General features: G+C 68.6%; 19 protein-coding genes. 9 read left to right on the top strand and 10 right to left on the bottom strand.

Annotation, left to right across the window (positions count from 1 at the left end; genetic code table 11):
* Position 1: 1 nt before the first annotated feature.
* The 6 genes from purU to CEK29_RS18500 form a co-directional block, all read right to left on the bottom strand.
* Positions 2–853 carry a formyltetrahydrofolate deformylase gene (purU, locus tag CEK29_RS18525; protein WP_094802963.1) on the bottom strand — a complete coding sequence of 284 codons (852 nt, stop codon included), beginning with the start codon at positions 851–853 and terminating at the stop codon, positions 2–4.
* A gap of 51 nt (positions 854–904) precedes the next feature.
* Positions 905–2023, bottom strand: coding sequence for an NAD(P)/FAD-dependent oxidoreductase (locus tag CEK29_RS18520; RefSeq protein ID WP_094858918.1), 1119 nt, complete (start codon positions 2021–2023; stop codon positions 905–907).
* Positions 2024–2033: 10 nt separating this feature from the next.
* Positions 2034–2546, bottom strand: coding sequence for a flavin reductase family protein (locus CEK29_RS18515; RefSeq protein ID WP_094858917.1), 513 nt, complete (start codon positions 2544–2546; stop codon positions 2034–2036).
* Between the two features lie 23 nt (positions 2547–2569).
* Positions 2570–3205, bottom strand: coding sequence for a pyridoxamine 5'-phosphate oxidase (gene pdxH / locus CEK29_RS18510; protein WP_094802957.1), 636 nt, complete (start codon positions 3203–3205; stop codon positions 2570–2572).
* 117 nt (positions 3206–3322) lie between these two features.
* Positions 3323–3997 carry a gamma-glutamylcyclotransferase gene (locus tag CEK29_RS18505; RefSeq protein WP_440588334.1) on the bottom strand — a complete coding sequence of 225 codons (675 nt, stop codon included), beginning with the start codon at positions 3995–3997 and terminating at the stop codon, positions 3323–3325.
* Positions 3994–5127, bottom strand: coding sequence for an MFS transporter (locus tag CEK29_RS18500; RefSeq protein WP_255176197.1), 1134 nt, complete (start codon positions 5125–5127; stop codon positions 3994–3996). Before CEK29_RS18500 ends, CEK29_RS18505 begins: the two co-directional genes overlap by 4 nt.
* A gap of 440 nt (positions 5128–5567) precedes the next feature.
* Between CEK29_RS18500 and CEK29_RS18495 the strand changes: the two genes are divergently transcribed.
* The 4 genes from CEK29_RS18495 to CEK29_RS18480 all read left to right on the top strand — a co-directional run bounded on the left by CEK29_RS18495 (position 5568) and on the right by CEK29_RS18480 (position 11114).
* The gene (locus CEK29_RS18495) at positions 5568–6788 is read left to right on the top strand and encodes an efflux RND transporter periplasmic adaptor subunit (protein ID WP_094858914.1); all 1221 of its coding nucleotides are present in this window, start codon (positions 5568–5570) and stop codon (positions 6786–6788) included.
* Positions 6789–6877: 89 nt separating this feature from the next.
* Entirely contained in the window at positions 6878–8836 is a 1959-nt protein-coding gene (locus tag CEK29_RS18490; protein ID WP_094858953.1) for a MacB family efflux pump subunit, read from the top strand.
* Positions 8833–10236 (top strand): efflux transporter outer membrane subunit, encoded by a 1404-nt coding sequence (locus CEK29_RS18485; protein WP_255176193.1) that lies wholly within the window; start codon positions 8833–8835, stop codon positions 10234–10236. The genes CEK29_RS18490 and CEK29_RS18485 overlap by 4 nt, the downstream gene beginning before the upstream one ends.
* A gap of 5 nt (positions 10237–10241) precedes the next feature.
* Positions 10242–11114: a tRNA threonylcarbamoyladenosine dehydratase gene (locus CEK29_RS18480; protein ID WP_094803307.1), complete on the top strand. Its 873-nt coding sequence runs from the start codon at positions 10242–10244 to the stop codon at positions 11112–11114.
* A gap of 4 nt (positions 11115–11118) precedes the next feature.
* Here the strand turns inward: CEK29_RS18480 and CEK29_RS18475 are convergent, their stop codons facing one another.
* The 3 genes from CEK29_RS18475 to uvrA are packed head-to-tail and all read right to left on the bottom strand — an operon-like array spanning position 11119 to position 18694.
* Positions 11119–11751, bottom strand: coding sequence for an aminotransferase class IV family protein (locus tag CEK29_RS18475; protein ID WP_094858913.1), 633 nt, complete (start codon positions 11749–11751; stop codon positions 11119–11121).
* A gap of 26 nt (positions 11752–11777) precedes the next feature.
* A complete protein-coding gene (locus CEK29_RS18470) occupies positions 11778–12926 on the bottom strand; it encodes an aminodeoxychorismate synthase component I (protein WP_094858912.1) in 1149 nt (382 codons plus the stop codon).
* The gene (uvrA, locus tag CEK29_RS18465) at positions 12923–18694 is read right to left on the bottom strand and encodes an excinuclease ABC subunit UvrA (RefSeq protein ID WP_094858911.1); all 5772 of its coding nucleotides are present in this window, start codon (positions 18692–18694) and stop codon (positions 12923–12925) included. Before uvrA ends, CEK29_RS18470 begins: the two co-directional genes overlap by 4 nt.
* A gap of 293 nt (positions 18695–18987) precedes the next feature.
* Between uvrA and CEK29_RS18460 the strand changes: the two genes are divergently transcribed.
* From CEK29_RS18460 to CEK29_RS24150, 4 genes are all read left to right on the top strand, one after another.
* Positions 18988–19755, top strand: a complete 768-nt coding sequence (locus tag CEK29_RS18460) for an IclR family transcriptional regulator (RefSeq protein ID WP_255176192.1) — start codon at positions 18988–18990, stop codon at positions 19753–19755.
* Positions 19756–19803: 48 nt separating this feature from the next.
* Positions 19804–20448: a bifunctional 4-hydroxy-2-oxoglutarate aldolase/2-dehydro-3-deoxy-phosphogluconate aldolase gene (locus tag CEK29_RS18455; protein WP_249279152.1), complete on the top strand. Its 645-nt coding sequence runs from the start codon at positions 19804–19806 to the stop codon at positions 20446–20448.
* Positions 20441–21367, top strand: coding sequence for a sugar kinase (locus CEK29_RS18450; RefSeq protein WP_094802941.1), 927 nt, complete (start codon positions 20441–20443; stop codon positions 21365–21367). Before CEK29_RS18455 ends, CEK29_RS18450 begins: the two co-directional genes overlap by 8 nt.
* A gap of 237 nt (positions 21368–21604) precedes the next feature.
* Positions 21605–21733, top strand: coding sequence for a hypothetical protein (locus CEK29_RS24150; RefSeq protein WP_255176191.1), 129 nt, complete (start codon positions 21605–21607; stop codon positions 21731–21733).
* Between the two features lie 72 nt (positions 21734–21805).
* On the opposite strand, the gene CEK29_RS18440 is transcribed toward CEK29_RS24150, so the two are convergent.
* Entirely contained in the window at positions 21806–22822 is a 1017-nt protein-coding gene (locus tag CEK29_RS18440) for a LysR family transcriptional regulator (protein WP_094858909.1), read from the bottom strand.
* 201 nt (positions 22823–23023) lie between these two features.
* Here CEK29_RS18440 and CEK29_RS18435 point away from each other — a divergent pair, with 201 nt between their 5' ends.
* Positions 23024–23959, top strand: a complete 936-nt coding sequence (locus tag CEK29_RS18435) for a glycosyltransferase family 2 protein (RefSeq protein WP_094858908.1) — start codon at positions 23024–23026, stop codon at positions 23957–23959.
* Positions 23960–23961: the final 2 nt, after the last annotated feature.

The following is a 23961-nucleotide window of genomic DNA, read 5'->3' as shown; positions in this document are numbered from 1 at the left end:
GTCAGCGGAACACGACGGTCTTGTTGCGGTTGAGCAGGATGCGGTGTTCGACGTGGCTGCGCACAGCGCGCGAGAGCACCAGCGATTCGACGTCGCTGCCGACCTGCGTGAGCGCCTGGGCGGTCATGCCGTGGTCGACGCGCTCGATGTCCTGCTCGATGATCGGGCCTTCGTCGAGGTCCGAGGTCACGTAGTGCGCGGTCGCGCCGATGATCTTCACGCCGCGGGCGTGGGCCTGGTGATAGGGCCGCGCACCCTTGAAGCTCGGCAGGAAGCTGTGATGGATGTTGATCGCGCGGCCAGTGAGGGCCTGGCACATCTCGGCCGACAGAATCTGCATGTAGCGCGCCAGCACCACCAGATCGATGTTCTCGCGATCGACGATCTCCAGCACCTGGCGTTCTTGCTGCGTTTTGGTGTCGGGCGTGACCGGCAGGTGATGGAACGGGATGCCATACGACGCGGCCAGGCCGGCGTAATCATTGTGGTTGGACACGATGGCGGCGATCTCGGCCGGCAGCTGGCCGCTGCTTACGCGGAACAGCAGATCGTTGAGGCAGTGCCCCTGCTTGCTCACCATGATGAGCAGGCGCGACTTCTTCTTGGCGTCGTGGATCTGCCAGTCCATCGCGGCGTCGGCCATCGCGGCGAAGCGCTCACGCAGGGAGTCCGCGCTGATGGCGGTGGGCAGGTCGAAGTGCACGCGCAGAAAGAAGCGGCCCGTTTCGTCGTCGCCGAACTGCTGCGAGTCGAGAATGTTGCAACCGAGTTCGAACAGCAGGCCGCTGACGCGGTACACGATACCGGTGCGGTCAGGGCAGGACAGGGTAAGGATGTAGTCGTTGTGCTGCATGTTCGAATGAGATCGCGGTGAATGCGGTGGAAAACGGGCAAGCCGGGGATTTTAGCCCGACAGCGCCGTGAGGGTTTCTTCGGCCAGCGCCAGGCTGGACGTGAGGCCCGGCGATTCGATGCCGTACAGGCCGACGTAGCCGTCGACGCCGTGGTCGGCCGGACCCGAGATCATGAAATCGGCGGCCGGCTCGGTGGGGCCGGAAATCTTCGGGCGGATGCCGGTGTAACCCGGCGCCAGCGCGTGATCGGGCAGGGCGGGCCAGTACGTGCGCACGGCCGCGTAGAACACCTCGGCGCGGCGCGGGTCGAGCGTGTAGTCCTCGGTGTCGATCCACTCGGTGTCGGGGCCGAACTTGGCCTGCCCGCCCATGTCGAGCGTCAGGTGCACGCCCAGACCGGCATGTTGCGGCACGGGGTAGATCAGGCGCGAGAACGGCGCGCGGCCGCTCAAGGTGAAATAGCTGCCCTTGCACAGATACTCGCGCGGGATGCTCGCGGCCGGCAGGCCCTCGATGCGGCGCGCCAGCGTGGGCGCGTGCAGTCCGGCCGCGTTGATCAGCGTGTGACAGGTGAGGCTCATCGGCTCGGCGCCGCCGAACGACAGCGCGAAGCCGCCCTGCGGCAGGACCTCGGCGCGCTCGAGCGGCGTATGGAAGACCACCTGTGCGCCGGCCTGCTCGGCGTCCCCCTGGTACGACAGCATCAGAGCGTGGCTGTCGACGATGCCGGTGGAGGGCGAGAGCAGCGCGGCGGTGCACGACAACGCGGGCTCGTCGCGCATGGCCTGCGCGCCCGAGACGAGCTGCATGTCGTCCACGCCATTGGCGGCCGCACGCTTGGCGATGCCGTCGAGCAGCTCGGCCTCGGCCGCGCTCGTGGCCACGATGAACTTGCCGAGCCGCTTGTGCGGCAAGCCGCGCTCGGCGCAGTACGCGTACAGCAGATGCTTGCCGCGCACGCAGAGCCGCGCCTTCAGGCTGTTGGCGGGGTAATAGATGCCGGCATGAATGACTTCGGAGTTGCGCGAGCTGGTGCCCGTGCCGATGGCCTCGGTGGCCTCGGCGACCAGGACCTCGCGGCCTTGCAGCGCGAGCGCGCGGGCGATGGCCAGCCCGACCACGCCGGCGCCGATCACCACGCAGTCGATGTCTTTTTGCGTTGAACTCATCGAAAAATACTCAGGATTGACGTTCGCGTGCCGGGGTGAGGTCGAAGCCGCCGGCATGGAACACCAACGGGTCTTCGCGCGAATGACCGCAGGCCAGCACTTCGCCCACCATGATCACGTGATCGCCTTCGACGTAGCGGCTGCGATTGCGGCATTCGAACCAGGCCGCGTTCAGCGCGTCGAGCATGGGCGTGCCGCCGGGCGCCTCGATCCGCGGCAGGCCGTTGAAGCGCTCGGCGGTCTTGCCGGTGGCGAAGCGCCGCGCCAGTGGCAGCTGCTCGGCCGACAGGACGTTGATCACGTAGCGCTCGCATTGCTCGAACGCCGCGAGCGACGAGGACGCGCGCGACAGGCTCCAGAGCACCAGCGGCGGCTCGAGCGAGACCGAGTTGAACGAGCTCACGGTCAGGCCGATGCGCTCGCCCTCCAGGCCCGTGGTCGTCACGACGGTCACGCCGGTGGCGAAACGGCCCAGCGCGGTACGGAAAAACTTGGCGTCGAATTCGGTAAGGGCAGCGGACATGCAGAGGCGGCTAGAAAAATCGGTCAGGGCGAGAGGCGGTCGAGCGTCCAGCCCGCGCCGCCGGCGTCGCGCTGATAGCGCAGACGGTCGTGCAGACGCGAGGGGCGGCCTTGCCAGAATTCGAAGCGGGTCGGGGCGAGGCGGTAGCCGCCCCAGTGCGGCGGCCGCGGGGGCGCGTCGCCGTAGCGTTCGCGGAACTCGCGTTCGCGCGCTTCGAGCGCCTCGCGGGTGATCGGCCGGCTTTGTTCGGAGGCCCAGGCGCCGATGCGCGAGCCCACCGGGCGGCTGTTGAAGTAGGCGTCGGACTCGTCGGCCGCGACACGCTCCACCACGCCTTCGATGCGGACCTGGCGCTCGAGCGGCTGCCAGAAGAACAGCAGCGCGGCGCGCGGGTTGGCCAGCAGGTCGCAGCCCTTGCGCGATTCGTAGTTCGTGAAGAACGTGAAGCCGTGGTCGTCGTAGCCCTTGATCAGCACGATCCGCGCCGAGGGCTGGCCGCTCGCGTCGACGGTGGCAAGCGTCATGGCATTGGGCTCGGGGCCGCCGGCCACCAGGGCCTCGTCGAACCAGAGCTTGAACTGATCGAACGGCGAGGCAGCGGCCTGGCCTTCGAGAAGAACGCTTTTTTCGTAGCTTTGACGCAGATCGGATACGGACATGGGAGCGTGCGAACCGGCGGTTGGGGGAGCTATGAGTGTACCTGTAACGCTGGTACGGATCAGGGATAGCCCTGAGCGTCGCGCAGGCTCCGGGCTATGGAGGGACTGATCACTCCCTCAGGTCTGGGCTTCGGGCAGGACCTGGGCGTCGCGCTCGAGTTCGCGGGCGATCGCGTCGAGGCGGGCGTCGTGGATGCCCGCCGACCGCAGCGCCTGGGCGGTTTGCACCACGTATTCGGTGCAGGGGCCGTAGCGGCCGGCGGCGCGGCGCACGATGGCCAGCAGCTCGCCCTCGGGCAAGGCGCTGATGTACGCGGGGTTGGCGCGGTTCATCACGAAGACCAGCGCCCGCACATTGCCGTGCTCGGTGGCGCAGGTGATCCAGCGCGGCAGATAGGCGCCGGTGGACATCTCGCGGTCCCAGAGGGCCGGGAAGTAGTCGGGCACCTGCTCGCCCGCCAGGCGATACACGACGCCACGGCACGAGCCGCCGCGGTCCAGCCCGAACACGAGGCCGGGGCACTCCGGCGTGCCGCGGTTGACGCGCGACCAGAGGCACAGCGCGCGATGATGGCCGCGCAGGGTGGCGAGACGGCGCTCGAGAAAATCGAAGTCAGGCCGCCAGATCAGCGAGCCGTAGCCGAACACCCACACGTCTTCGTCGCTGCGCCAGTCGGCCAGCGCCGCCTCCATCGAGGCGCGCCTTTCTTCGGCCGTCCAGAGACGAAACGGCGTATCGGCACCGGAAACCAAGGGGACGGATGAAGCGGGAGAAGAAGACTGCGTGTTCACGACTGGCGTTCGGACTCTTGCGGCGGATTACGGTTGAACCACCCGCCCGCGACCAGCGCGAGCGAGTAGGCCCAGAAGAGGGGGGCTACCCCAATTACCGCACCGAGTGCGCCGAAGGTCAATGGCAGGGACACCTGCGAGCCGTTGATCAGCGCCATGCGCAGACCGACCGCTTCGGCGGCGCGGCCGGGCGGGGAATACTGATGCAGCAGCGACAGCATGCTCGGCTGACAACATCCCAGGGCGAGCCCGAGGATGAACGACAGCACGATCAGGGTCGTAACGTCGGTGAACATCGGGTAAATCAAAAAGTCGCAAGCCGCTGTGGCCATCGCGACCCGGACCAGCGTCCAGGATCGCACGCGGTTCTGGATGAAGGGCAGAAGCAGGCGGATGACGAACGTTGCCAGCGCGAACGACGCCAGGATCATGCCGATGGTGGTGGCGGACAGCCCGATCGCGACGCCGAAGATGGGCACCACGAACAGATGGGTGTCCCAGGCGCCCGACAGGATCGTATTCACCAGCAAGACCCGCCGCAGCGGCGGCACCGCGAGCAGCTCCGTGATGCGGCGCCGCTCTTTTTCGCGGTTGCCACTGCCGCGCAGGTGCTCGTTTGCCGCGCGCAACTGATGGCGCAGCAGATACAGGCCGCCCAACGAAAGGATCGGGCCCAGCGCGAGCAGGCCGAAGGCGATGCGGTTGCCGAGATGGTCGATGGCCAGACCGGCGATCAGCGGGCCGGAGAAGCCCGAGCCGGCGAGCGCCAGCGACATCCAGGAAAAGTTGCGCAGCCGCTCCTTGGGCTCGGCGTGGCCGAGCAGGTCCTGGGTGGCGACCTGATGCAGCATGAAGCCGATGCCGATGGAACAGGACGCCACCAGCAAGGCGAAGGGATCCGGGAACAAAAACGGCAGAACGGTGCCGAACGAGACCAGGGCGGTGCCGATCACCAGCGGCCGCAGGATGCCGACCTTGTCGACCCAGCGCCCGGCATGCACGGAGGCGAGCATGGGCAGGATCGCGAATACCGCCACGAGGGTGCCGACCTTGAAGGTCGAGAGCCCGAGCTGCAGCGCGGTGAGCGAGACCGTGATCCGTCCCCCGGTGAGCGCCACGTGGTTGAGCATGGCCAGCACGCACAACAACGCGGCCCCCGAAAAGACAGGGGCGCCGTGTTTGGAAGAGGGGGAAGAGGCAGGATTAGGCACGGTGTAACTGCTACGATTCTGTGCCTATCGTCTGGCAATGTCGAGACGCCTGTCTATGCGGCGCTGCAGCATACAGACGGGGCGTCTGGCTTATGACTTTGGAATATAGGATCAGGTTGCAAACGATATGGCGGCATAACTGCGCGGTTCAGCGCAGCTTGGCGACGGCGCTGTCCTGCAAGATGGAATGCTGTTCTGTCCCTTCTACTGTGTCAGGTTTGCAACGTCGGGCCTGCCGGCGCCCCAAGAAGCCGGTTCCTTTCGTTGCCATACGCAATTTCACAGTTGCGACGGCCCTGACACGTAGAATCCGTCAGGCATGACCCCTTTTTCAGCCCTCTGGACTATCCACCTTCAGCATGACGACCACGCCCGGGCAAGCCACGCGCGCACGTAAGAGCAAAAGAAAACGCTATATCTGGATCGCGATCGTGATCGTGCTGCTGTTGTTGGTGGCGCGGGGAGTCTTCTTCAGCAAGCCTCCGGCGCCGTCCTACGCGACGGCCGAGGCCCGCGTCGCGGATATGGAGAACAGCGTGCTGGCGTCCGGCACGCTCGAGGCCGTGCGGCAGGTCAGCGTCGGCGCCCAGGTCTCGGGCCAGGTCAAGTCGCTCAAGGTGAAACTCGGCGACGAGGTGCGCCAGGGGCAGCTCGTGGCCGAGATCGACGACCTGACGCAGCAGAACGACCTGCGCAATGCCCAGGCCGCGCTCGAGACGCGCAAGGCCGAGCGGCGCGCCAGGCAGGCCACGCTCAAGCAGGCCGAGCTGGCGTTCCGGCGCCAGCGCGACATGCTGGCGCGCGACGCCAGCTCCCGCGCCGACTACGAGGAGGCCGAAGCCACGCTGGCGGTCACGCGCGCCGACATCGCCGCGCTGGACGCGCAGATCGCGCAGGCCGGCATCGAGGTCGACACCGCGACGGTGAACCTCGGCTACACCCGGATCAGTTCCCCGATGGACGGCAAGGTCGTGGCCATCGTGACCAAGGAAGGGCAGACGGTGAACTCGTTTCAGACCGCGCCCACCATCATCAAGGTGGCGCAGGTCGACACCATGACCGTCAAGGCGCAGATCTCCGAGGCCGATGTGACCCGGGTGCGCGCGGGACAGAAGGTCTACTTCACCATTCTCGGCGAGCCCGATCAGCGCTACGAGGGCACCTTGCGCGCCATCGAGCCCGCGCCCGATTCGATCCAGCGCGACGAGAGCACCGCGGCGCTGACCGGGTCCAGCACGAGCGGGGGCTCGAGCAGCGCCGCGGTCTATTACAACGGCCTCTTCGACGTGCCCAACCCCGACCAGACGCTGCGCATCTCGATGACGGCGCAGGTCTTCATCGTGCTAGGCGAGGCCAAGCAGACCCTCGTCATTCCGGCGTCGGCGCTGGGCAAGCGTGGCGCCGATGGACGCTACACCGTGCAGCTGGTGAACGCGGACGGCACCCTGACGCCGCGCGAGGTCAAGGTGGGCATGAACAATAACGTCAGCGCGCAGATCCTCGAGGGGCTGACCGCGGGCGACAAGGTGGTGTCCGCCGAGGCGGCCACGCTGCCGCAACCGGGCGCCGCGCCGCGATGACGGCAAGCCAGAACCCTGGCGCCGGGCAGCCGGGCGCCGGGCAGCCGGGCGCCGGGCTGCCGGGCGCCGTGCCAGCCGACGCGGCCGACATGCCGCTGATTTCGCTCGTGGACGTGTGGCGCGAGTTCGCCGCCGGCGACCAGACCGTGGCGGTGCTGCGCGACGTGAACCTCACCATCGCCGCGGGCGAGATGGTGGCCATCGTGGGCGCGTCGGGCTCGGGCAAGTCGACCCTGATGAACATCCTGGGCTGCCTGGATCGCCCCAGCCGCGGCGCGTACCGCGTCGATGGCAGGGCGACCTCGGACATGGATCCGGACGAGCTCGCCGAGCTGCGCCGTGAACATTTCGGCTTCATCTTCCAGCGCTATCACCTGTTGTCGGACCTGACCGCCCAGGGCAACGTCGAGATGCCGGCGGTGTACGCCGGTTTAGGCCGCTTGCCGCGCCACGAACGCGCGCAGGCCCTGCTCGAGCGGCTGGGCCTGGGCGAGCGCCTGGATTACCGGCCGGGGCAGCTCTCGGGCGGGCAGCAGCAGCGCGTGAGTATCGCGCGCGCCCTGATGAACGGCGGCCGCATCATCCTGGCCGACGAGCCCACCGGCGCGCTCGACACCCACACCGGCCAGGAAGTGCTGCGCATTCTCGAGGAGCTGAACGCGGCGGGTCACACCATCGTGCTGGTCACCCACGATATGAACGTGGCGCGCCACGCGCGCCGCATCATCGAAATCAGCGATGGCCGTATCGTGGCCGATCGCGCCAATCCCGATGCGCCCGCGCTTGCCGCCGCGCCGGAGGCGGCCACGCGCGCGTCCACGCGCCGGGCCAGGCCCTGGCAGGCCACGCTCGACCGCGCCAACGAGGCATTGCGCATGGCGTTGCTGGCGATGAACGCCCATCGGTTGCGCACCTTCCTGACGATGCTGGGCATCGTGATCGGCATTGCCGCGGTCGTGTCGGTGGTGGCGCTGGGCGAAGGGTCGCGTCAGAAGATCCTGGCCGACATCAGCCAGATCGGCACCAACACCGTGGACGTGTATCCCGGCAAGGACTTCGGCGACGAGAAGGCCGCCACCATACGCACGCTGGTGCCCGCCGACGCGGCGGCGCTGGCGCGGCAGAGTTACGTCGACAGCGTGACGCCCGAGGTCACGACGAGCGCGTCGCTGCGCTATCGCAACATCTCGGTGAACGGCTCGATCCAGGGTGTGGGCGAGCAGTTCTTCCGCGTGCGCGGCCTGACGCTCTCGCAAGGAAAGTTCTTCGATGCCGAGGGCGTGAACCGGCGGGCGCAGGAGGCCGTGATCGACGAGAACACGCGCAAGACGCTGTTCGGCACGCACACCGAGGCGATCGGCCAGGTGATCTTTCTGGGCACCGTGCCCGTGCGCGTGATCGGCGTGACCGAGCGCAAGGAAAGCATGTTCGGCAACGCCGAGACGCTGAACGTCTGGATCCCGTACACCACGGCCCTGAGCCGGGTGCTGGGCCAGCAGCATCTGCGCAGCATCACCGTGCGGGTGCGCGACGACGTGCCGACCAAGGCCGCCGAGCAGGCCATCACCGAGTTGATGACGCAGCGCCACGGCACCAAGGACTTCTTCGTGTTCAACACCGACACGATCCGGCAGACCATCGAACGCACCACCGCCACCATGACGCTGCTGGTGTCGGCCATCGCCATCATCTCGCTGGTCGTGGGCGGCATCGGCGTGATGAACATCATGCTGGTGTCGGTCACGGAACGCACCCGCGAGATCGGCGTGCGCATGGCGGTGGGCGCGCGCCGGGGCGACATCATGCAGCAGTTCCTCATCGAGGCCGTGCTGGTCTGCCTGATCGGCGGCATGCTCGGCATCCTGCTGTCGTTGGGGCTGGGCGTGCTGGTGTCGCAGGCGACGCGCGGCGCGTTTCAGCTCATCTATTCGGGGACCTCGATGGTGGCCGCGTTCGTCTGCTCCACGCTGATCGGCGTGGGTTTCGGCTACCTGCCGGCGCGCAATGCCGCCCGGCTGGATCCCGTGCAATCTCTGGCTCGAGAATGAAGATCACCATGCAACCGGCGCGCCGCGCCGTGCTCGCCGGCCTGCTGGCCGTGCCGCTTCTGTTGTCGGGCTGCGGCCTCATGCAGACCGACTATCAGCGTCCCGCCGTCGCCACGCCGCCGGCCTGGCAGTACGCGACCCAACAGGACATCGGCGCGGGCGGGCTCTGGTGGCGCCATTTCGACGATCCCGTGCTCACGGACCTGGTGGCGCTCGCGCTCGAACGCAACAATGATCTCGCGGCCGCGGCGCTGCGGGTGCGACAGGCGCAGCTGCGCGCGGGTCTCGCGCGTTCGGATCAGTTTCCGACCGTCGGCGCCGGCGTCGATGTGCAGCGCCAGCGCCAGCTCGACGGCGACCGCGTGATCTCGCGCAGCAACACCGCCCAGCTCACGGTGAGCTACGAGCTCGACCTCTGGAACCGGCTCGACAGCCTCACCGACGCCGCCGAATGGGAGGCGGCCGCCACCGAGCAGGATCGGGCGAGCGCCGAGCTCAGCCTGATCGGGACCACCGCCACGCTGTATTGGCGCATCGCGTTCATCAACCAGCGCATCGCCACCAGCCTGCAGAGCATCGCCTATGCGCAGCGCACGCTGGATCTGGTGCAGGCACAGTACGAGGCCGGCGGCACGTCGGCGCTCGAGGTGGCCGAGGCGCGGCGCAATCTCGCGAGTCAGCAGGCCGCGCAGACCGACCTGGTGCAGTTGCGGGTCGAGTACATCAACGGCCTGACGATCCTGTTCGACAGCCCGCCGGACCGCGTCATGGCGAACCCGGCGCGTCTGCCGCTCGCCACGCTGCCGGTCGTGCCGGCGGGGCTGCCCGCGGACCTGCTGGCCCGCCGGCCGGATCTGCGCGCGGCCGAATTCCGCCTGCGCCAGGCGCTGGCCCAGACCGATGCGACGCGGGCCAGTTTCTATCCGCCGCTGACGCTGACGGGCGCGCTGGGCACCGGCAGCACGGCCCTCGGCAACCTGCTGCAGAATCCGGTGGCCACCTTGGGGGCGGGGCTGACCCTGCCGTTCCTCAACTGGAATCAGATGCGGCTGTCGATCCGCGTGTCCGAGGCCGAGTACGCCGTGCGCGTGGTGCAGTTCCGCCAGGCGCTTTACCAAGCCATGGCCGATGTCGAGAACGCCCTGTCGGCGCGCACCCAGCTCGCGCTGCGCGCCGAGCGGCTCGAGGCGGCGCTGGCGGCCGCGCGTCAGGCCGAGAGCCTGTACGAGGTGCGGTACCGCGCGGGCGCGGTGTCCCTGCGGTTCTGGCTCGACGCGCAGGAGCAGCGCCGGCTGGCCGAGGTCGAGCGCGACCAGAACACGCTCGATCGCCTGCTCAATCAGGTCACGATCTACCAGGCGCTGGGCGGCGACATGGTCACGCCGCCCGTGGGACAATGACGCCCATGACGATTGCCCCGCCCGACCTCTCCGCCTCCTGTGACATCGACGCCGAACGCCGCTTCGGCGGGCTGTCTCGGCTGTATGGCCCGGACGGCCCGGCACGGCTGCGCGGCGCGCATGTGGCCGTGGTGGGCCTGGGCGGCGTCGGCTCCTGGACGGCCGAGGCGCTGGCGCGTTGCGGCGTGGGCGCCCTCACGCTGATCGACCTGGACCACATCGCCGAGTCCAACGTCAACCGCCAGATCCACGCGCTGACCGGCACGCTGGGCCAGGCCAAGGTCGAGGCCATGGCAGACCGCATCGCGGCGATCAACCCCGAGTGCGTGGTGACCCGCATCGACGATTTCGTGGATCCGGCCAACGTCGCCACGCTGCTCGCCGGCCACTACGCGATGATCATCGATTGCACCGATCAGGCGGCCGCCAAGATTGCCATGATTCTGCACGCCCGCGCGCGCGGCATTCCGATGCTGCTGTGCGGCGGCGCGGGCGGCAAGACCGATCCGCTGGCGCTGCGCGCGGGCGATCTGTCGCAGTCGCTGAACGACGCGCTGCTGTCCAAGCTGCGCAACAAGCTGCGCCGCGAGCATGGCTTTCCGCGCGCCAGCGACCAGAACGGCCGGGCGCTCAAGCGCGTGCCGCGCATGGGTGTGCGGGCGTTGTGGTTCGATCAACCAGCCATCCTGCCCGCCGCCTGGACGAGCGCGAGCGAGGCCGAAGACGACATGGGCGCCGATGTGCGGCCCGCCGCGCCGCAGGGTCTGTCGTGCGCCGGTTATGGATCGGTGGTGATGGTGACGGCCGCGATGGGCCTGGCAGCCGCCAACGAGGCGGTGCAGACCATCCTGGCCCAGGCGGCCGGCGCCGGCACCTGAGGCCTCAGGCGTCCCGCAGCACCACGTCGAACCAGCCTCGCAACGCGTTCGAGAGCCGCAGGGCGCGCGCTTCGCGCAGGTCCTGCACGGTCAGCACGCGCTCGTGCACGTCGTTGGCATCGAGCAGCGCGGCGCGTTGCACGCCGGGCAGGCAACCGCTGTCGACGGGAGGCGTGTACCAGCGGTCGCCCTGTTGCACATACACATTGCTGCGGCTGCCTTCACAGACCTCGCCGCGCTGATTGATATAGACCAGATCGAAAATGTGCGGATGCGAGGGCAGCCACTCGATGGTTTTGGTGTACCAGGGCCGGTGCGTGGTTTTGTAGCGCAGCAGCGGCTCCGAGGCGTTCAGCGTTTCGGGCGCGATCAGGATTTCCTGCACCAGCGGCAGCGGCGCGAGCGGCGCCGTCTGGATGGTGCACTGGCCCGCCCGATCGAGCAGCAGGCGCAAGCGGTGCGGCCCCGGGGCGGTGAGCGCGCGGGCCGCGGCCCGCACCTGGGTCTCGACGCCCATCTCGTCGCAGCGGTAGCCCAGGTCCTGGGCGCTGCTCGCCAGGCGCACCAGATGGCGCGGCAACAGCGGCATGTCGCGCGTGGCGGTGACGAGGATGGTTTCGATGAGTTCGGGCGACATGGGCGGCTCCGGATGAACGAGGTGCGTCAGCGCGCGGGCGATTCCGCAAGAATACGCGCTTTCCAGTGGCATTCCTCCCATTCGAGCGCCGGGTCGGAATCGTGCACGATGCCGCCGCCCACGCTGTACACGCCGCGGCCCTGCGCGTCGAGCACCAGCGTGCGGATCGCCACGTTGAGCGAGAAGTCGCCGTCGGGCGCGAGCCAGCCCACGCTGCCGCAATAAAGGCCGCGCGGCGCGATCTCCATCTGGCGGATGCGGCGCATGGCCGCGATCTTGGGCGCGCCCGTGATCGAGCCGCACGGAAACAGGGCGGCCAGCACGTCGGCCAGGCCGGCGTCCGGCACATGCGCGCTCACCGTGGACGTCATGGTCCAGACCGAGGGGTACTGCTCCAGCGTGAACAGCGCATCCACCGTGACCGAGCCGGGCTCGGCCAGCCGGCCCAGATCGTTACGCAGCAGATCCACGATCATCAGATTCTCGGCGCGGTCTTTCTCGCTGGCCAGCAGCGCGGCGCGCAGGCGCGCATCCTCGGCGGGATCCGCAGAGCGCGGCGCCGTGCCCTTCATGGGGCGGGTGACGAGGCGGTCGCCCTGCCGCGCCACGAACAGCTCGGGCGAAAACGACAGCACGGTGTGCGCGCCGTCTTCGATGTAGGCCGCGTGCGGCACCGGATGGCGGGCGGCGATATCGCGATAGAGCGCGGCGGGATCGCCGTCGACGCGCACGGCCAGCGGTTGGGTGTAGTTGATCTGGTACTGCTCGCCGGCCGCGATCTGGGCGCGGATGCGCGAGATCGCCGCCAGGTAGTCGTCGCGTGCGAGCCGGGGCTGCACCGACGTCACGCGCGCCGGCACGGCCGGGGCCGGCGCCTGCCAGCACGCGCCGTGTTCCGCGCGGCCGAACACCAGCGCGGTCAGCCGCGCGCTGCCGTCGTCGGCCGGCGGCGGGCAGGGCCCGTCGGGCGCGGGCAGCAGCGACTCGGGCGCGAGCCACTCGCCCAGTTCGTAGTCCAGCAGCAGGGCGACCCAATGGCCGGCCGCACGTGCGGCGTCGATCTCGTGCCAGACGCGCGGCAGGTCGTCGCGCCGCCGCGCTTCGATGCGCGCGATCGGATCGGCCAGGCGCAAGGCGCGCCCGGCCAGCCGATCTTCAAACCAGCACTGTGTCATTGAGAGGAAGCGGCCAGAAACTCTTTGAGCACACGGCCCGTATGCGAATCCGGCGCCTTTTCCATGACGTCTTCGGGCGAGCCTTCGCCCACCAGCTGGCCGCCGCCGGTGCCGCCCTCGGGACCGAGGTCCAGCAGCCAGTCGGCCTCGGCGATCACGTCGAGGTTGTGTTCGATCACGACCACCGTATTGCCCGCCTCGACGAGGCGATGCAGCACGTGGATCAGCTTCTCGACGTCGGCCATCGACAGGCCCACCGTGGGCTCGTCCAGCACGTAGAGCGTGTGCGGGATGCGCGAGGCGCGGCCGGTCTTGATGAGGCCGTCGGTCAGGCGCGCCTTGGAGAGCTCGGTGACCAGCTTGATGCGCTGCGCCTCGCCGCCCGACAGGGTCGGCGAGGGCTGCCCGAGCGTCAGGTAGCCCAGACCCACGTCCTGCATGAGCTGCAGCGGGCGGTGGATCTTCGGATGGGCCGCGAAGTATTCGAGGGCATCGTCGACCTCGAGCTTGAGCACCTCGCCCGCGTTCTTGCCGCGCATCTGCACGCTCAGCGTGTCGGCGTTGAAGCGCGCGCCGCCGCAGGCATCGCAGGGCACCTTGACGTCGGGCAGGAAGCTCATCTCGATGGTGCGCATGCCCTGGCCTTCGCAGATCGGGCAGCGGCCGTCGCCGGTGTTGAACGAGAAGCGCGCCGCGCCCCAGCCGCGCATGCGGGCCTCGCGCGTATCGGCGAATTGCTTGCGCACGTCGTCCCAGAAGCCGACATACGTGGCGGGGCAGGAGCGCGGCGTCTTGCCGATGGGGGTCTGGTCGACCTCGAGCACGCGGTCGATGGCCTCCCAGCCGCTGATGCGGGCGCAGCCGTTCCAGGCTGGCGCCTTGCCCTGCGAGACCGCATGGACCAGGTTGTCGAGCAGCACCTCGCGCGCCAGCGTCGACTTGCCGGACCCCGACACGCCGGTGACCACCGACAGGCGGCCGACCGGAATGCGGGCATCGACATTGCGCAGGTTGTGCAGGTGCGCGCCCTTCACTTCGATCATGGGCGTGTCGGCCGTGACCGGCCGGCGGCCTTCGAGCGGATGCGCGAGCGGCTTGGCCAGATAACGGCCCGTGACGGACTCGGGCGAGGCGATCAGGTCTTCGGCCGTGCCCTGGGCCACGACGCGGCCGCCGCGGATGCCCGCGCCCGGACCGATGTCGATGATGTGCGAGGCGCGCTTGATGGTGTCGTCGTCGTGCTCGACCACCACCAGCGTGTTGCCGTTGCCCTCGAGGCGCGCGAGCGCGTCGAGCAGGATGCGGTTGTCGCGCGGATGCAGGCCGATCGTGGGTTCGTCGAGCACGTAGCACACGCCCTGCAGATTGGAGCCCAGCTGCGCGGCGAGCCGGATGCGCTGCGCCTCGCCGCCCGAGAGGGTGGGGGCCGCGCGGTCCAGCGCCAGGTAGTTCAGGCCGACTTCCTGCATGAAGTCGAGGCGGCCGCGGATCTCGGCCAGGATGTCGCGCGCGATCTCGCCTTCGCGGCCACGCGTGACGAGGCCCGTGAAGAACGTGTGGGCATCGGACACCGGCAGCGACGCGAGCTCGGCGATGGAACGATCGCGCCAGCGGACGGCCAGCGCGGTGCGGTTGAGCCGCTGGCCATGGCAGACCTTGCAGGTCTGCGCATCGCCCTCGTACCAGGCGTTCCAGGCGGTTTCTTCGCCGGTCTGCTCTTCGTCGAAGCCGCTGAGCTGCAGCCCGGTGCCGAAGCAGCCCGTGCACCAGCCGTGCTTGGAGTTGTAGGAGAACAGGCGCGGATCGGGCTCGGGGAAGCTGATGCCGCACGAGGGGCAGGCGCGCTTGACCGAGAAGTGCTGCTGCGTGGCCTGGGCGGCAATGCCGCCGTCGCGGCGCTCTTCGAGCGATCCGCCGCCCTGCGTCAGGTCGGTGAGCACGCTCATGGTGCCCTGGCCGAACTCGAGCGCGGTGCGAACGGCGTCACGCAGGCCGGCTTCGTCGGCCGGGTCGACCAGCACGTCGGCCACCGGCAGTTCGATGGTGTGCTCCTTGTAGCGGTCGAGGCGGGGCCACGGGCTCACGGGAATGAATTCGCCGTCGACGCGCAGGTGCGAGTAGCCCTTGCCCGACGCCCATTTCGCGAGGTCGGTGTAGTAGCCCTTGCGCGCGGTGACCAGCGGCGCCAGCACGCCGATGTGCGTGCCTTTGTGCTCGCGCATCAGGCGCGCCACGATCTGGTCGGTGTTCTGCGGCTCGACCGGCACGTTGCAGTCGGGGCAGTATTGCGTGCCCAGCTTGACGTAAAGCAGCCGCAGGAAATGATGGATCTCGGTCATCGTGGCGACGGTCGACTTGCGGCCGCCGCGGCTGGTGCGCTGCTCGATCGCCACCGTGGGCGGAATGCCGAAGATCGCGTCCACGTCGGGCTTGCCCGCGGGCTGCACGATGGCGCGCGCGTAGGCATTGAGCGATTCGAGGTAGCGGCGCTGGCCTTCGTTGAACAGGATGTCGAAGGCGAGGGTGGACTTGCCCGAGCCCGACACGCCCGTGATCACGGTGAACTTGTCGCGCGGAATCTCGACGCTGACGTTTTTGAGGTTGTGCTCGCGGGCGTTTTTGATTTCGATGGCGCGCGCGGCCTCGCGGCGATGGCGCAGGTGCGATTGCAGCGGCGTGCCGTAGTCGGCGTCGGGCTCGGCGACACGCGCCACCAGCCCGGCCTGCTCGGCCTCCTGGCGGTCGGCGTCGCTGGACACCACCACGTCGGCCGGCAGGATGCTGACCTCGTAGTCGCGCAACGCGGCGCCGGTGTAGGAGCGCGGGTTGTCCATCAGGTCTTGCGGCGTGCCCACGCCCACCAGTTCGCCACCGGCGTCGCCGCCGTCCGGACCCAGGTCGATGAGCCAGTCGGCCGCGCGGATCACGTCGAGGTTGTGCTCGATCACCAGCAGCGTGTGGCCGGCCGCCAGCAGCTTGCGGAACGCGCGCATCAGACGCGCGACATCGTCGAAGTGCAGACCGGTGGTGGGCTCGTCGAACAGGAACAGGCTGCCCTTCTTGGCCACCTTGGCCGTCGAAATGCCGGAGCGAGCCGCTTCGGCCAGATGGCCCGCGAGCTTGAGGCGTTGCGCCTCGCCGCCCGACAGCGTGGGCACGGGCTGGCCCAGCCGCACGTATTCGAGACCGACATCGGCCAGCGGCGCGAGGCCGGTCTGCACGTCGCGCAGACCACGGAAGAACTCGACCGCTTCGCTCACGGTCATTTCGAGCACCTGGTCGATCGAAGCCGATTTGTTCAGGTGTTCGATGCGGACCTCGAGCACTTCGGGGCGGAAGCGCTTGCCGTCGCAGTCGGGGCAGCGGAGGTAGACGTCGGACAGGAACTGCATCTCGACGTGTTCGAAGCCGGTGCCGCCGCAGGTGGGGCAGCGGCCGTCGCCACTATTGAAACTGAACGTGCCGGCGGTGTAGCCGCGCTCCTTGGCCACCGGGGCCTGGGCGAACAGCTTGCGGATCGCGTCGAAGGCGCCCACGTAGCTGGCCGGGTTGGAGCGGGCGGTCTTGCCGATCGGGGTCTGGTCGACCATCACGACCTCGGCGATCTGCTCGGCGCCCAGCAGACGATCGAACTCCCCGGGGCTCTCGGACGGCTTGCCCTGGTGCTTGAGCAGCGCCGGATACAGCACGTCCTGGACCAGCGTGGACTTGCCCGAGCCCGACACGCCGGTCACGCAGACCAGCCGGCCCAGCGGCAGCGCGATCGAGACGTTTTTCAGGTTGTGCGCCCGTACGCCTTCGAGCAACAGCTTGGGCGTGTTGGCCGCCACCGGCATGGGCCGCGGCGCTTCGACGCGCTGGCGCGCGCCGAGATAGTCGCCCGTGAGCGTGGGCGCCGTGCGCAGCTGGGCCGGCGTGCCGTCGAAAACGATCTGGCCGCCGCGCTCGCCCGGACCCGGGCCGATATCGATGATGCGGTCGGCCGCCACCATGACCTGCGGGTCGTGCTCGACCACCACCAGCGTGTTGCCGGCGTCGCGCAGGCGATGCATGACCTCGACCACGCGATGCATGTCGCGCGGATGCAGGCCGATCGACGGCTCGTCGAGCACGAACAGCGTATTGACCAGCGAGGTGCCCAGCGCGGTGGTGAGGTTGATGCGCTGCACCTCGCCGCCCGACAGCGTACGGCTCTGGCGGTCGAGCGTGAGATAGCCGAGGCCCACGTCGCACAGGAATTTGAGGCGCGCGCGCGCTTCGGTGAGCAGCAGATCGGCGGCGGCGTCGAGCGCGCCCTCGAAGCGCAGCGTGTCGAAGAATGTTCGCACGCGCTCGATCGGCAGCAGCATCACGTCGTGCAGCGACAGGCCATCGAGCTGCTCGAGCTGTTCGCGCGACCAGTTGGTGCCGGCCGGCATGAAGCGGCGATAGCGGCCGTCATCGGGCGGCAGAACCGTATCGGCCTCGGCCTTGCTGCCCAGGCGCCACAACAGCGAATCGGGCTTGAGGCGTGCGCCGTTGCAGGTGGGGCAGGGCGTGTAGCTGCGGTACTTGGACAGCAGCACGCGCACGTGCATCTTGTACGACTTGGTTTCGAGCCAGTCGAAGAAGCGGCGCGCGCCGTACCACTGGTTTTTCCAGGCGGAGTCGGCGCCCTTCCAGTCGGGCGTGCCGCGGATGACCCATTCACGCTGTTCTTCGGTGAGCGCCTTCCAGGGCACGCCGAGCGGAATGCCGGCCTTGGGCGCGTACTTCACCAGGTCGTCCTGGCATTCCTTGAACGACGGCGTCTGCCAGGGCTTGACCGCGCCCTCGAGCAGGGTCTTGTTTTCGTCGGGGATCACCAGGCCGTAATCGATGCCGATCACGCGGCCGAAGCCGCGGCAGCTCTCGCACGCGCCGAGCGGGGAGTTGAACGAAAAGCTGCTGGGCAGCGGATCGCTGTATTCGATGTCGCAATCGGCACAGTGCAGCCGATCGCTGAACTTCCAGACGGCCGCGTCGGCGCCGTCGTCGTCCATCACGTGGATCGCGAGGTGGCCGGCGCCCATGCGCAGCGCGGTGTCGAGCGCTTCCATGACCCGGTCGCGCTCGGCATTGCCCATGCGCAGCCGGTCCTGCACGACGTGCAGCACGCGGCGGGCCTCGGTGGCCTGCTTGTCGGCCTTCTTGCCCTTGCCCTTGGCGGGAGCGGCGGCCCGCGCCGGCGCCGCGTCTTCGGCGTGCACGCGCGTGTAGCCCTGGCCTTCGAGAAAGCCCTTCACCTCATCTTCGGAGAAGTTGGCCGGCACCGCGATCGGGAAAGTGATCACGAGGCGCGGATCGCCGGCCTCGGCGGCGCGGTGCGTGAGCGCGTGAAAGATCGATTCGGGCGAGTCGCGGCGCACGAGCTTGCCGCAACCGCGGCAATACAGCTTGGCGCCGCGCGCGAACAGCAGCTTGAGGTGATCGTTGAGCTCGGTCATGGTGCCGACCGTGCTGCGCGAGCTGCGCACCGGATTGGTCTGGTCGATGGCGATCGCGGGCAGGATGCCCTCGATGCGATCGACCTGCGGCTTGTCCATGCGGTCGAGGAACTGCCGCGCGTAGGGCGAGAAGGTCTCGACATAACGGCGCTGGCCCTCGGCATACAGGGTGTCGAACGCGAGCGAACTTTTGCCCGACCCCGAGACCCCGGTCACGACCACGAGCTCGCCGGTGGCGATCTCCAGGTCCAGGTTCTTCAGGTTGTTCTGGCGGGCGCCAACGATGCGGATATGGGAGCTCATGAAGCGTAATCGTAGCCTGAGGGGTGGGCCGGCCTGCCGCGGCCGCGAGATCGTGTGGCCGGGAAGGATACTGTGGAATAATTGGCTATATCGTGAACGCCATGACCACATTGTGGATAAACCAGATGTGGGCGAGCGCGCGGATTTCAAGCCTGCCACTCTGTAAGCGGCGAAGGTACGACACCGCAAGCCGCGCGCCCGGCACGGGGGCATGGTGCGCGGCAAGCTGTATGGATAAACAGTATCGCAGATTTTGCGCACCGCCGCGCCGGCGCCGCGCACCAGGAGACGTCTTGTCCGAATCGACCGTGGCCGGGACGGCCGCCTTCGCCAAATTCATGGTCATTCTCCAGGCCGTGGCCGACGCCGCGCAGCCGCCGTCGATCGCCGATCTCGCCCGCGCCAGCGGCTATCCGCGTTCCACCGTGCATCGCATTGTGGCGGCGCTGGCCGAGCACGGGATGCTGCGCGAGATGCGAGGCGGCTATGGCATCGGCACGCGCGTGCTGGGCCTGGCGAGCCGCGCATGGTCGCAGTTCGACGTGCGCGAGGCCCTGGCCGGAGAGCTGCGCGCATTGCGCGACCTCACCGGCGAGACCGTGCATCTGGCCGTGCCGGCGGGCACCGCCATGATGTACATCGACAAGCTCGAGAGCCCGGGTCCGCTGCGCATGGTGTCGCGCGTGGGCGCGACGGTCGCGGCGCACCGCAGCGCGGTGGGTCGCGCCTGGCTCGCGGCGCTGGCGCCCGAACTGTGCGAGGCGCGCCTTGCCGCATTGCCCGATTGCGACGCCGCGGCGCGGGGCTTGCTGTCCAGCACCACGCTGCCGCAGGCGCGCGCCCGTGGCTATGCGCTCGATGACCAGGAAAACGAAGCCGGCATCTGCTGCTATGGCGTGGCGCTGCAGGCGCCCGATGACACAGTGGTAGCCTGCGTCAGTGTGAGCGTGCTGTGCTTCCGCACCCACGCCGACCCGCTGCAGGCCTATGTCGCCCCTTTGCTGGCGCTGCGCGAGCGCTCGCGCGCGCTGCTCGGACTGCTGCCGCCGCAGGGCGGCTGAGTCCCCGCTCTTCCTTTTGCTGTTTCCACGTTTTCAGCGAGGTATTCCGTGACTGCTCCTTCCGATCATCCTGCCCTGACCGCCTTGCACACCGCCCGGGTGGTGCCCGTGCTGCGCTACGACGACGCCGCGACCGCCGCCTACGCCGCCGAGGTCGCGTTCAACGCCGGCTGCACCACGCTCGAGCTGACCTGGACCATCCCCGGCGTGACGGACCTCGTGCGCGCGCTGCGCGACAAACACGGCGACCAGGTGGTGCTGGGCGTGGGCACCATCCTGGATGAATCGCAGGCGCGCGATGCCCTGACGGCGGGCGCGGACTTTCTGGTGTCGCCCGGCCATACCCCGGGCATCGTGGAGCTGGCGCATGCCGCGGGCGGGCTGTGCCTGCTGGGCGCCTTCACGCCCACCGAAGTGCTACAGGCGGTGCGCGCCGGCGCGGACATCGTGAAGGTGTTCCCGGCCGACACGGGCGGGCCGCGCCATCTGGCCGCGCTCAAGGCGGTCTTTCCGGACGTGGCGTTCTGCCCCACGGGCGGGGTGACCGCACAGAACATGGGCGATTACTTCGCGGCCGGCGCGGCGATGGTGGGCATCGGCAGCAATCTCTATGACAAGACCGCCTTCGCGGCGCGCGATACCGGCACGCTGGTGCGGCAGATCGTTCAGACCCTGGAGGCCGCCCGTGGCTGATTTCGACATTGTCGGTCTGGGCGAGCCCCTGATCGAGTTCAACCAGACCCAGGCCGGCGAGCGCCAGTATCTGCAGGGCGTGGGCGGCGATACCTCCAACGCGGTGATCGCCGCCGCCCGGCAGGGCGCGCGCTGCGCCTATCTGACCCGGGTCGGCGACGACGCCTTCGGTGAGCAACTGCTCGAGCTGTGGCGCGCCGAGGGCGTGGACACGCAGGGCGTGCTGACCGACAGCGGCGGCCACACCGGCATGTATTTCGTGCAGCACGGCCCCGACGGGCATGTGTTCAGCTATCTGCGCGCGGGCTCGGCGGCGAGCCGCATGCAGCCGGACGATCTGGAGCTGGGCCTGGTGGAGCGCGCGCGCTTTCTGCATGTGTCCGGCATCAGCCTCGCCATCAGCGCCAGCGCGTGCGACACCGTGTTCGCCGCGATGGCGCGCGCCCGCGCCGCGGGCACCGAGGTCAGCCTCGATTCGAATCTGCGTCTGCGGCTCTGGCCGCTGGCGCGGGCGCGCGCCATCCTGCGCGAGGCGCTCACCCAGGCCGATCTCTTCCTGCCCAGCATGGACGACCTGCGTCACCTCACCGGGCACGAGGATCCCGAGCGCACGCTCGACTGGATCCGCGAGGCCGGCGCGCCCGGTGTGGTGGTGCTCAAGCTCGGCAAGGACGGCGCGGTAATCGACGATGGCGAGAGCCGGGTGCGTGTGCCCGGCCATCCCGTGAAGGCGGTGGATGCCACCGGCGCGGGCGATTGTTTCGCCGGCAATCTGCTGGCGCGCCGTTGCCTGGGCGACGATTGGCGCGCCGCGGTCACCTACGCCAACGTGGCGGCGGCCCTGTCGACCCAGGGCTATGGCGCGGTCGAGCCGCTGCCCCGCGCGGAGGCCGTGCTGGCGAAGATGGCGGAAGGCTGAGGGCCACCGGGGGACGGATCCCTGGCGCGGCCGAACGCCAACAGCTGAGCCGCCGTCGCCGCGTGGACAATTGGCCGCCTTGCCGGCCCCGCCGATTTCCGGCTAGAATCCCAAGTTACCTGAATTTCGCCGCACGCCAGCAAGCAGTTTGATTGCGGGTGTCGCTGTACTGGATATGTCCGGTTGCGCGGCGGCTTTTTCGAATCAACCCGCGAACCCTATACCGGAGTCATCATCATGGCAGAACGCAAGCGCGTGCGTCGTAACACCCTGGAACGTCGTTGCCTGGGCAAGAGCTTCAAGCGTCTTTTCGTGACCGCGCCCAAGGGCGTGTTCAAGATGCTGGAAAAGATCAAGCGCGTCTAAGCGCCTTCGGTCCAGACCAACAAAACGCCGGCTTAGCCGGCGTTTTGCTTTTGTGCCGCGCGTGCCACGGCCTCAGTCGGGATTCTTGAACTGCGGCATGGCCGCGTGCGGCGCGTCGGTCGGCGCACGCCGTGCGCCGGTGTCCACCGGCGCGCTCGACGGCGGGGGCGCACCGGCCGGGCCGAGCTGCGGGCGGATGAAGTCCATGAAGGCGCGGGTCTTGGCCGGCAGGATGCGCGACGGGAAGCGGGCGTAGATCGAGATCGGCTGGACCTTCCAGTCGGGCAGGATGCGGCGCAGCGAGTTGCGCTCGATCACCGGATCCAGCGCCAGGCACGAGGGCAGGCGCGTGATGCCCAGCCCCAGACCCGAGAGCGTGCCCATGACGCTGATGTTGTTGCCGGCGAGCTGCCCCTGCACGTCGACGCGCTCGGTCCGCACGCCGTTGTTCAGGATCCAGTACGAGTGCGCGTCGTCGATGGCGGTGCGCAGGCACTGATGATGCGCGAGGTCGGCGGGTTGCTCGGGTTCGCCATGACGCTCGAGATAATCCGCCGAGGCATACAGATAGTTGTCGAGCGCGATGATCTCGTGTTCGACGCTGCCCGGGGTGTCGGGTTCGCCGTCGCCATCGCGGCCGAAGCGCAGGATGACGTCGAACGGCTCGCCCTGCGAATCCGCGCTCGACTTCATGCTCAGATCGAATTCGCATTCGATGTCGGGATAGGCATCGGTGAAGTCGCGGATCGACGAAGGCAGCAGCCAGATGGCGAGGCTGTACGGAATCGAGATGCTCAGGCGGCCTTTGGGGCGGCTTGCGAGCGAGCGCAACTGCTCGTGCGCCAGCCGGGCCTCGTCGATCAGGCCCTGGCAGCGGCGCAGATAGATATCGCCGGCGTCGGTGAGCTCGAGACGGCGGGTGTTGCGGTTGATCAGGCGCAGGCCGATCGCCCGCTCCAGCTGGCTGATGCGGCGCGACAGCGTGGAAGTGGGGATGTGCAGCGCCCGGGCGGCCAGGCTGAAGCTCTTGCGCTTGGCCACTTCCACAAACAGGGCGATGTCGTTGAGCTGTACGGGACTCGGTTCCATGGCGGGCAGGCGGGGGCAACGCGGCAGTGTACCTGCTCGCGCGCCGGCCCTGCATCCCCGATGCCCCGACATATGTGAATTCGTGACATATTCGTTTTCAAAATCCGCGCAAGCCCGAATATCGGGGTTCGGGCGGATTCCGTACACTGCCTTCGTGACCTGCCTGCCGCCCCACGTGCCCTCTCATCTTCGTCCCGCCGCATGATCGAACCGACCTATCGATTCACGGTCCTGACGCCCACGTTCAACCGCGCAGCGACACTGTCCCGGGTCTACGACTCGCTTTGCCGCCAGACCCTGCGCGACTTCGAATGGGTGGTGGTCGACGACGGCTCCACCGACAACACCCGCGAGGTCGTCCTGGCCTGGCAGGCCCGCGCCGATTTTCCGATCCGCTATTTCTGGCAAAACAACCAGCACAAGAAGGCGGCGTTCAACCGGGGCGTGCGTGAGGCGCGCGGCGAGTTCGTGGTGGCGCTCGACAGCGACGACGCGATGCCCGCCGACGCGCTGGCCATCCTCGATGCCGCCTGGGAAGAGATCCCGGCCGACCGCCGCGAGTCGTACGTGGCCGTCACCGGACTGTGCGCGCGGCCCGACGGCAGCATCGTGGGCGAACGCTTTCCCAAGGATCCGCTCGACGCCACCGCCGTGGAGATGTACTTCCGCTACCGCGTGCCGGGCGAAAAATTCGGCTGCATGCGCACCGACGTGCTGCGCGCGTATCCCTTTCCGCAGGATGTCGCGGGCTTCGTGCCCGAGAGCCTGGTGTGGTGGGCGATCGCGCGGGCCGGCTTCATGACGCGCTTCATCAACCGCGTGGTGCGCGTCTATCACGACACGCCAGGCGGCCTGATGAACAGCGGCGTCTCGATCCGCAACAACGTGCAGGGCCTGTATCTGCTGGCCTGGGACATGCTGCAGCATCACATGGACCAGATCCTGCACCGGCCGCGCGAGTTCCTGCTGGCGGCGGCGCGCTACACGCGCTTCCGCCTGCACCTGCAGAATTCCGGGCTGCCCACCGCGGTGTCCAACTACCGGCTGACCAATGTGTGGGCCGGTATGCTGGTCACGGTGATGTGGCCGCTGGGCTATGTCATGTACCGGCGCGACCGCCGCCGCGGCCTGGCCTGACA

The sequence above is a fragment of the Bordetella genomosp. 5 genome (assembly GCF_002261475.1).
In the GTDB taxonomy this organism is placed as follows: domain Bacteria; phylum Pseudomonadota; class Gammaproteobacteria; order Burkholderiales; family Burkholderiaceae_B; genus Bordetella.
This window is presented reverse-complemented; position numbering and strand designations above follow the sequence as displayed.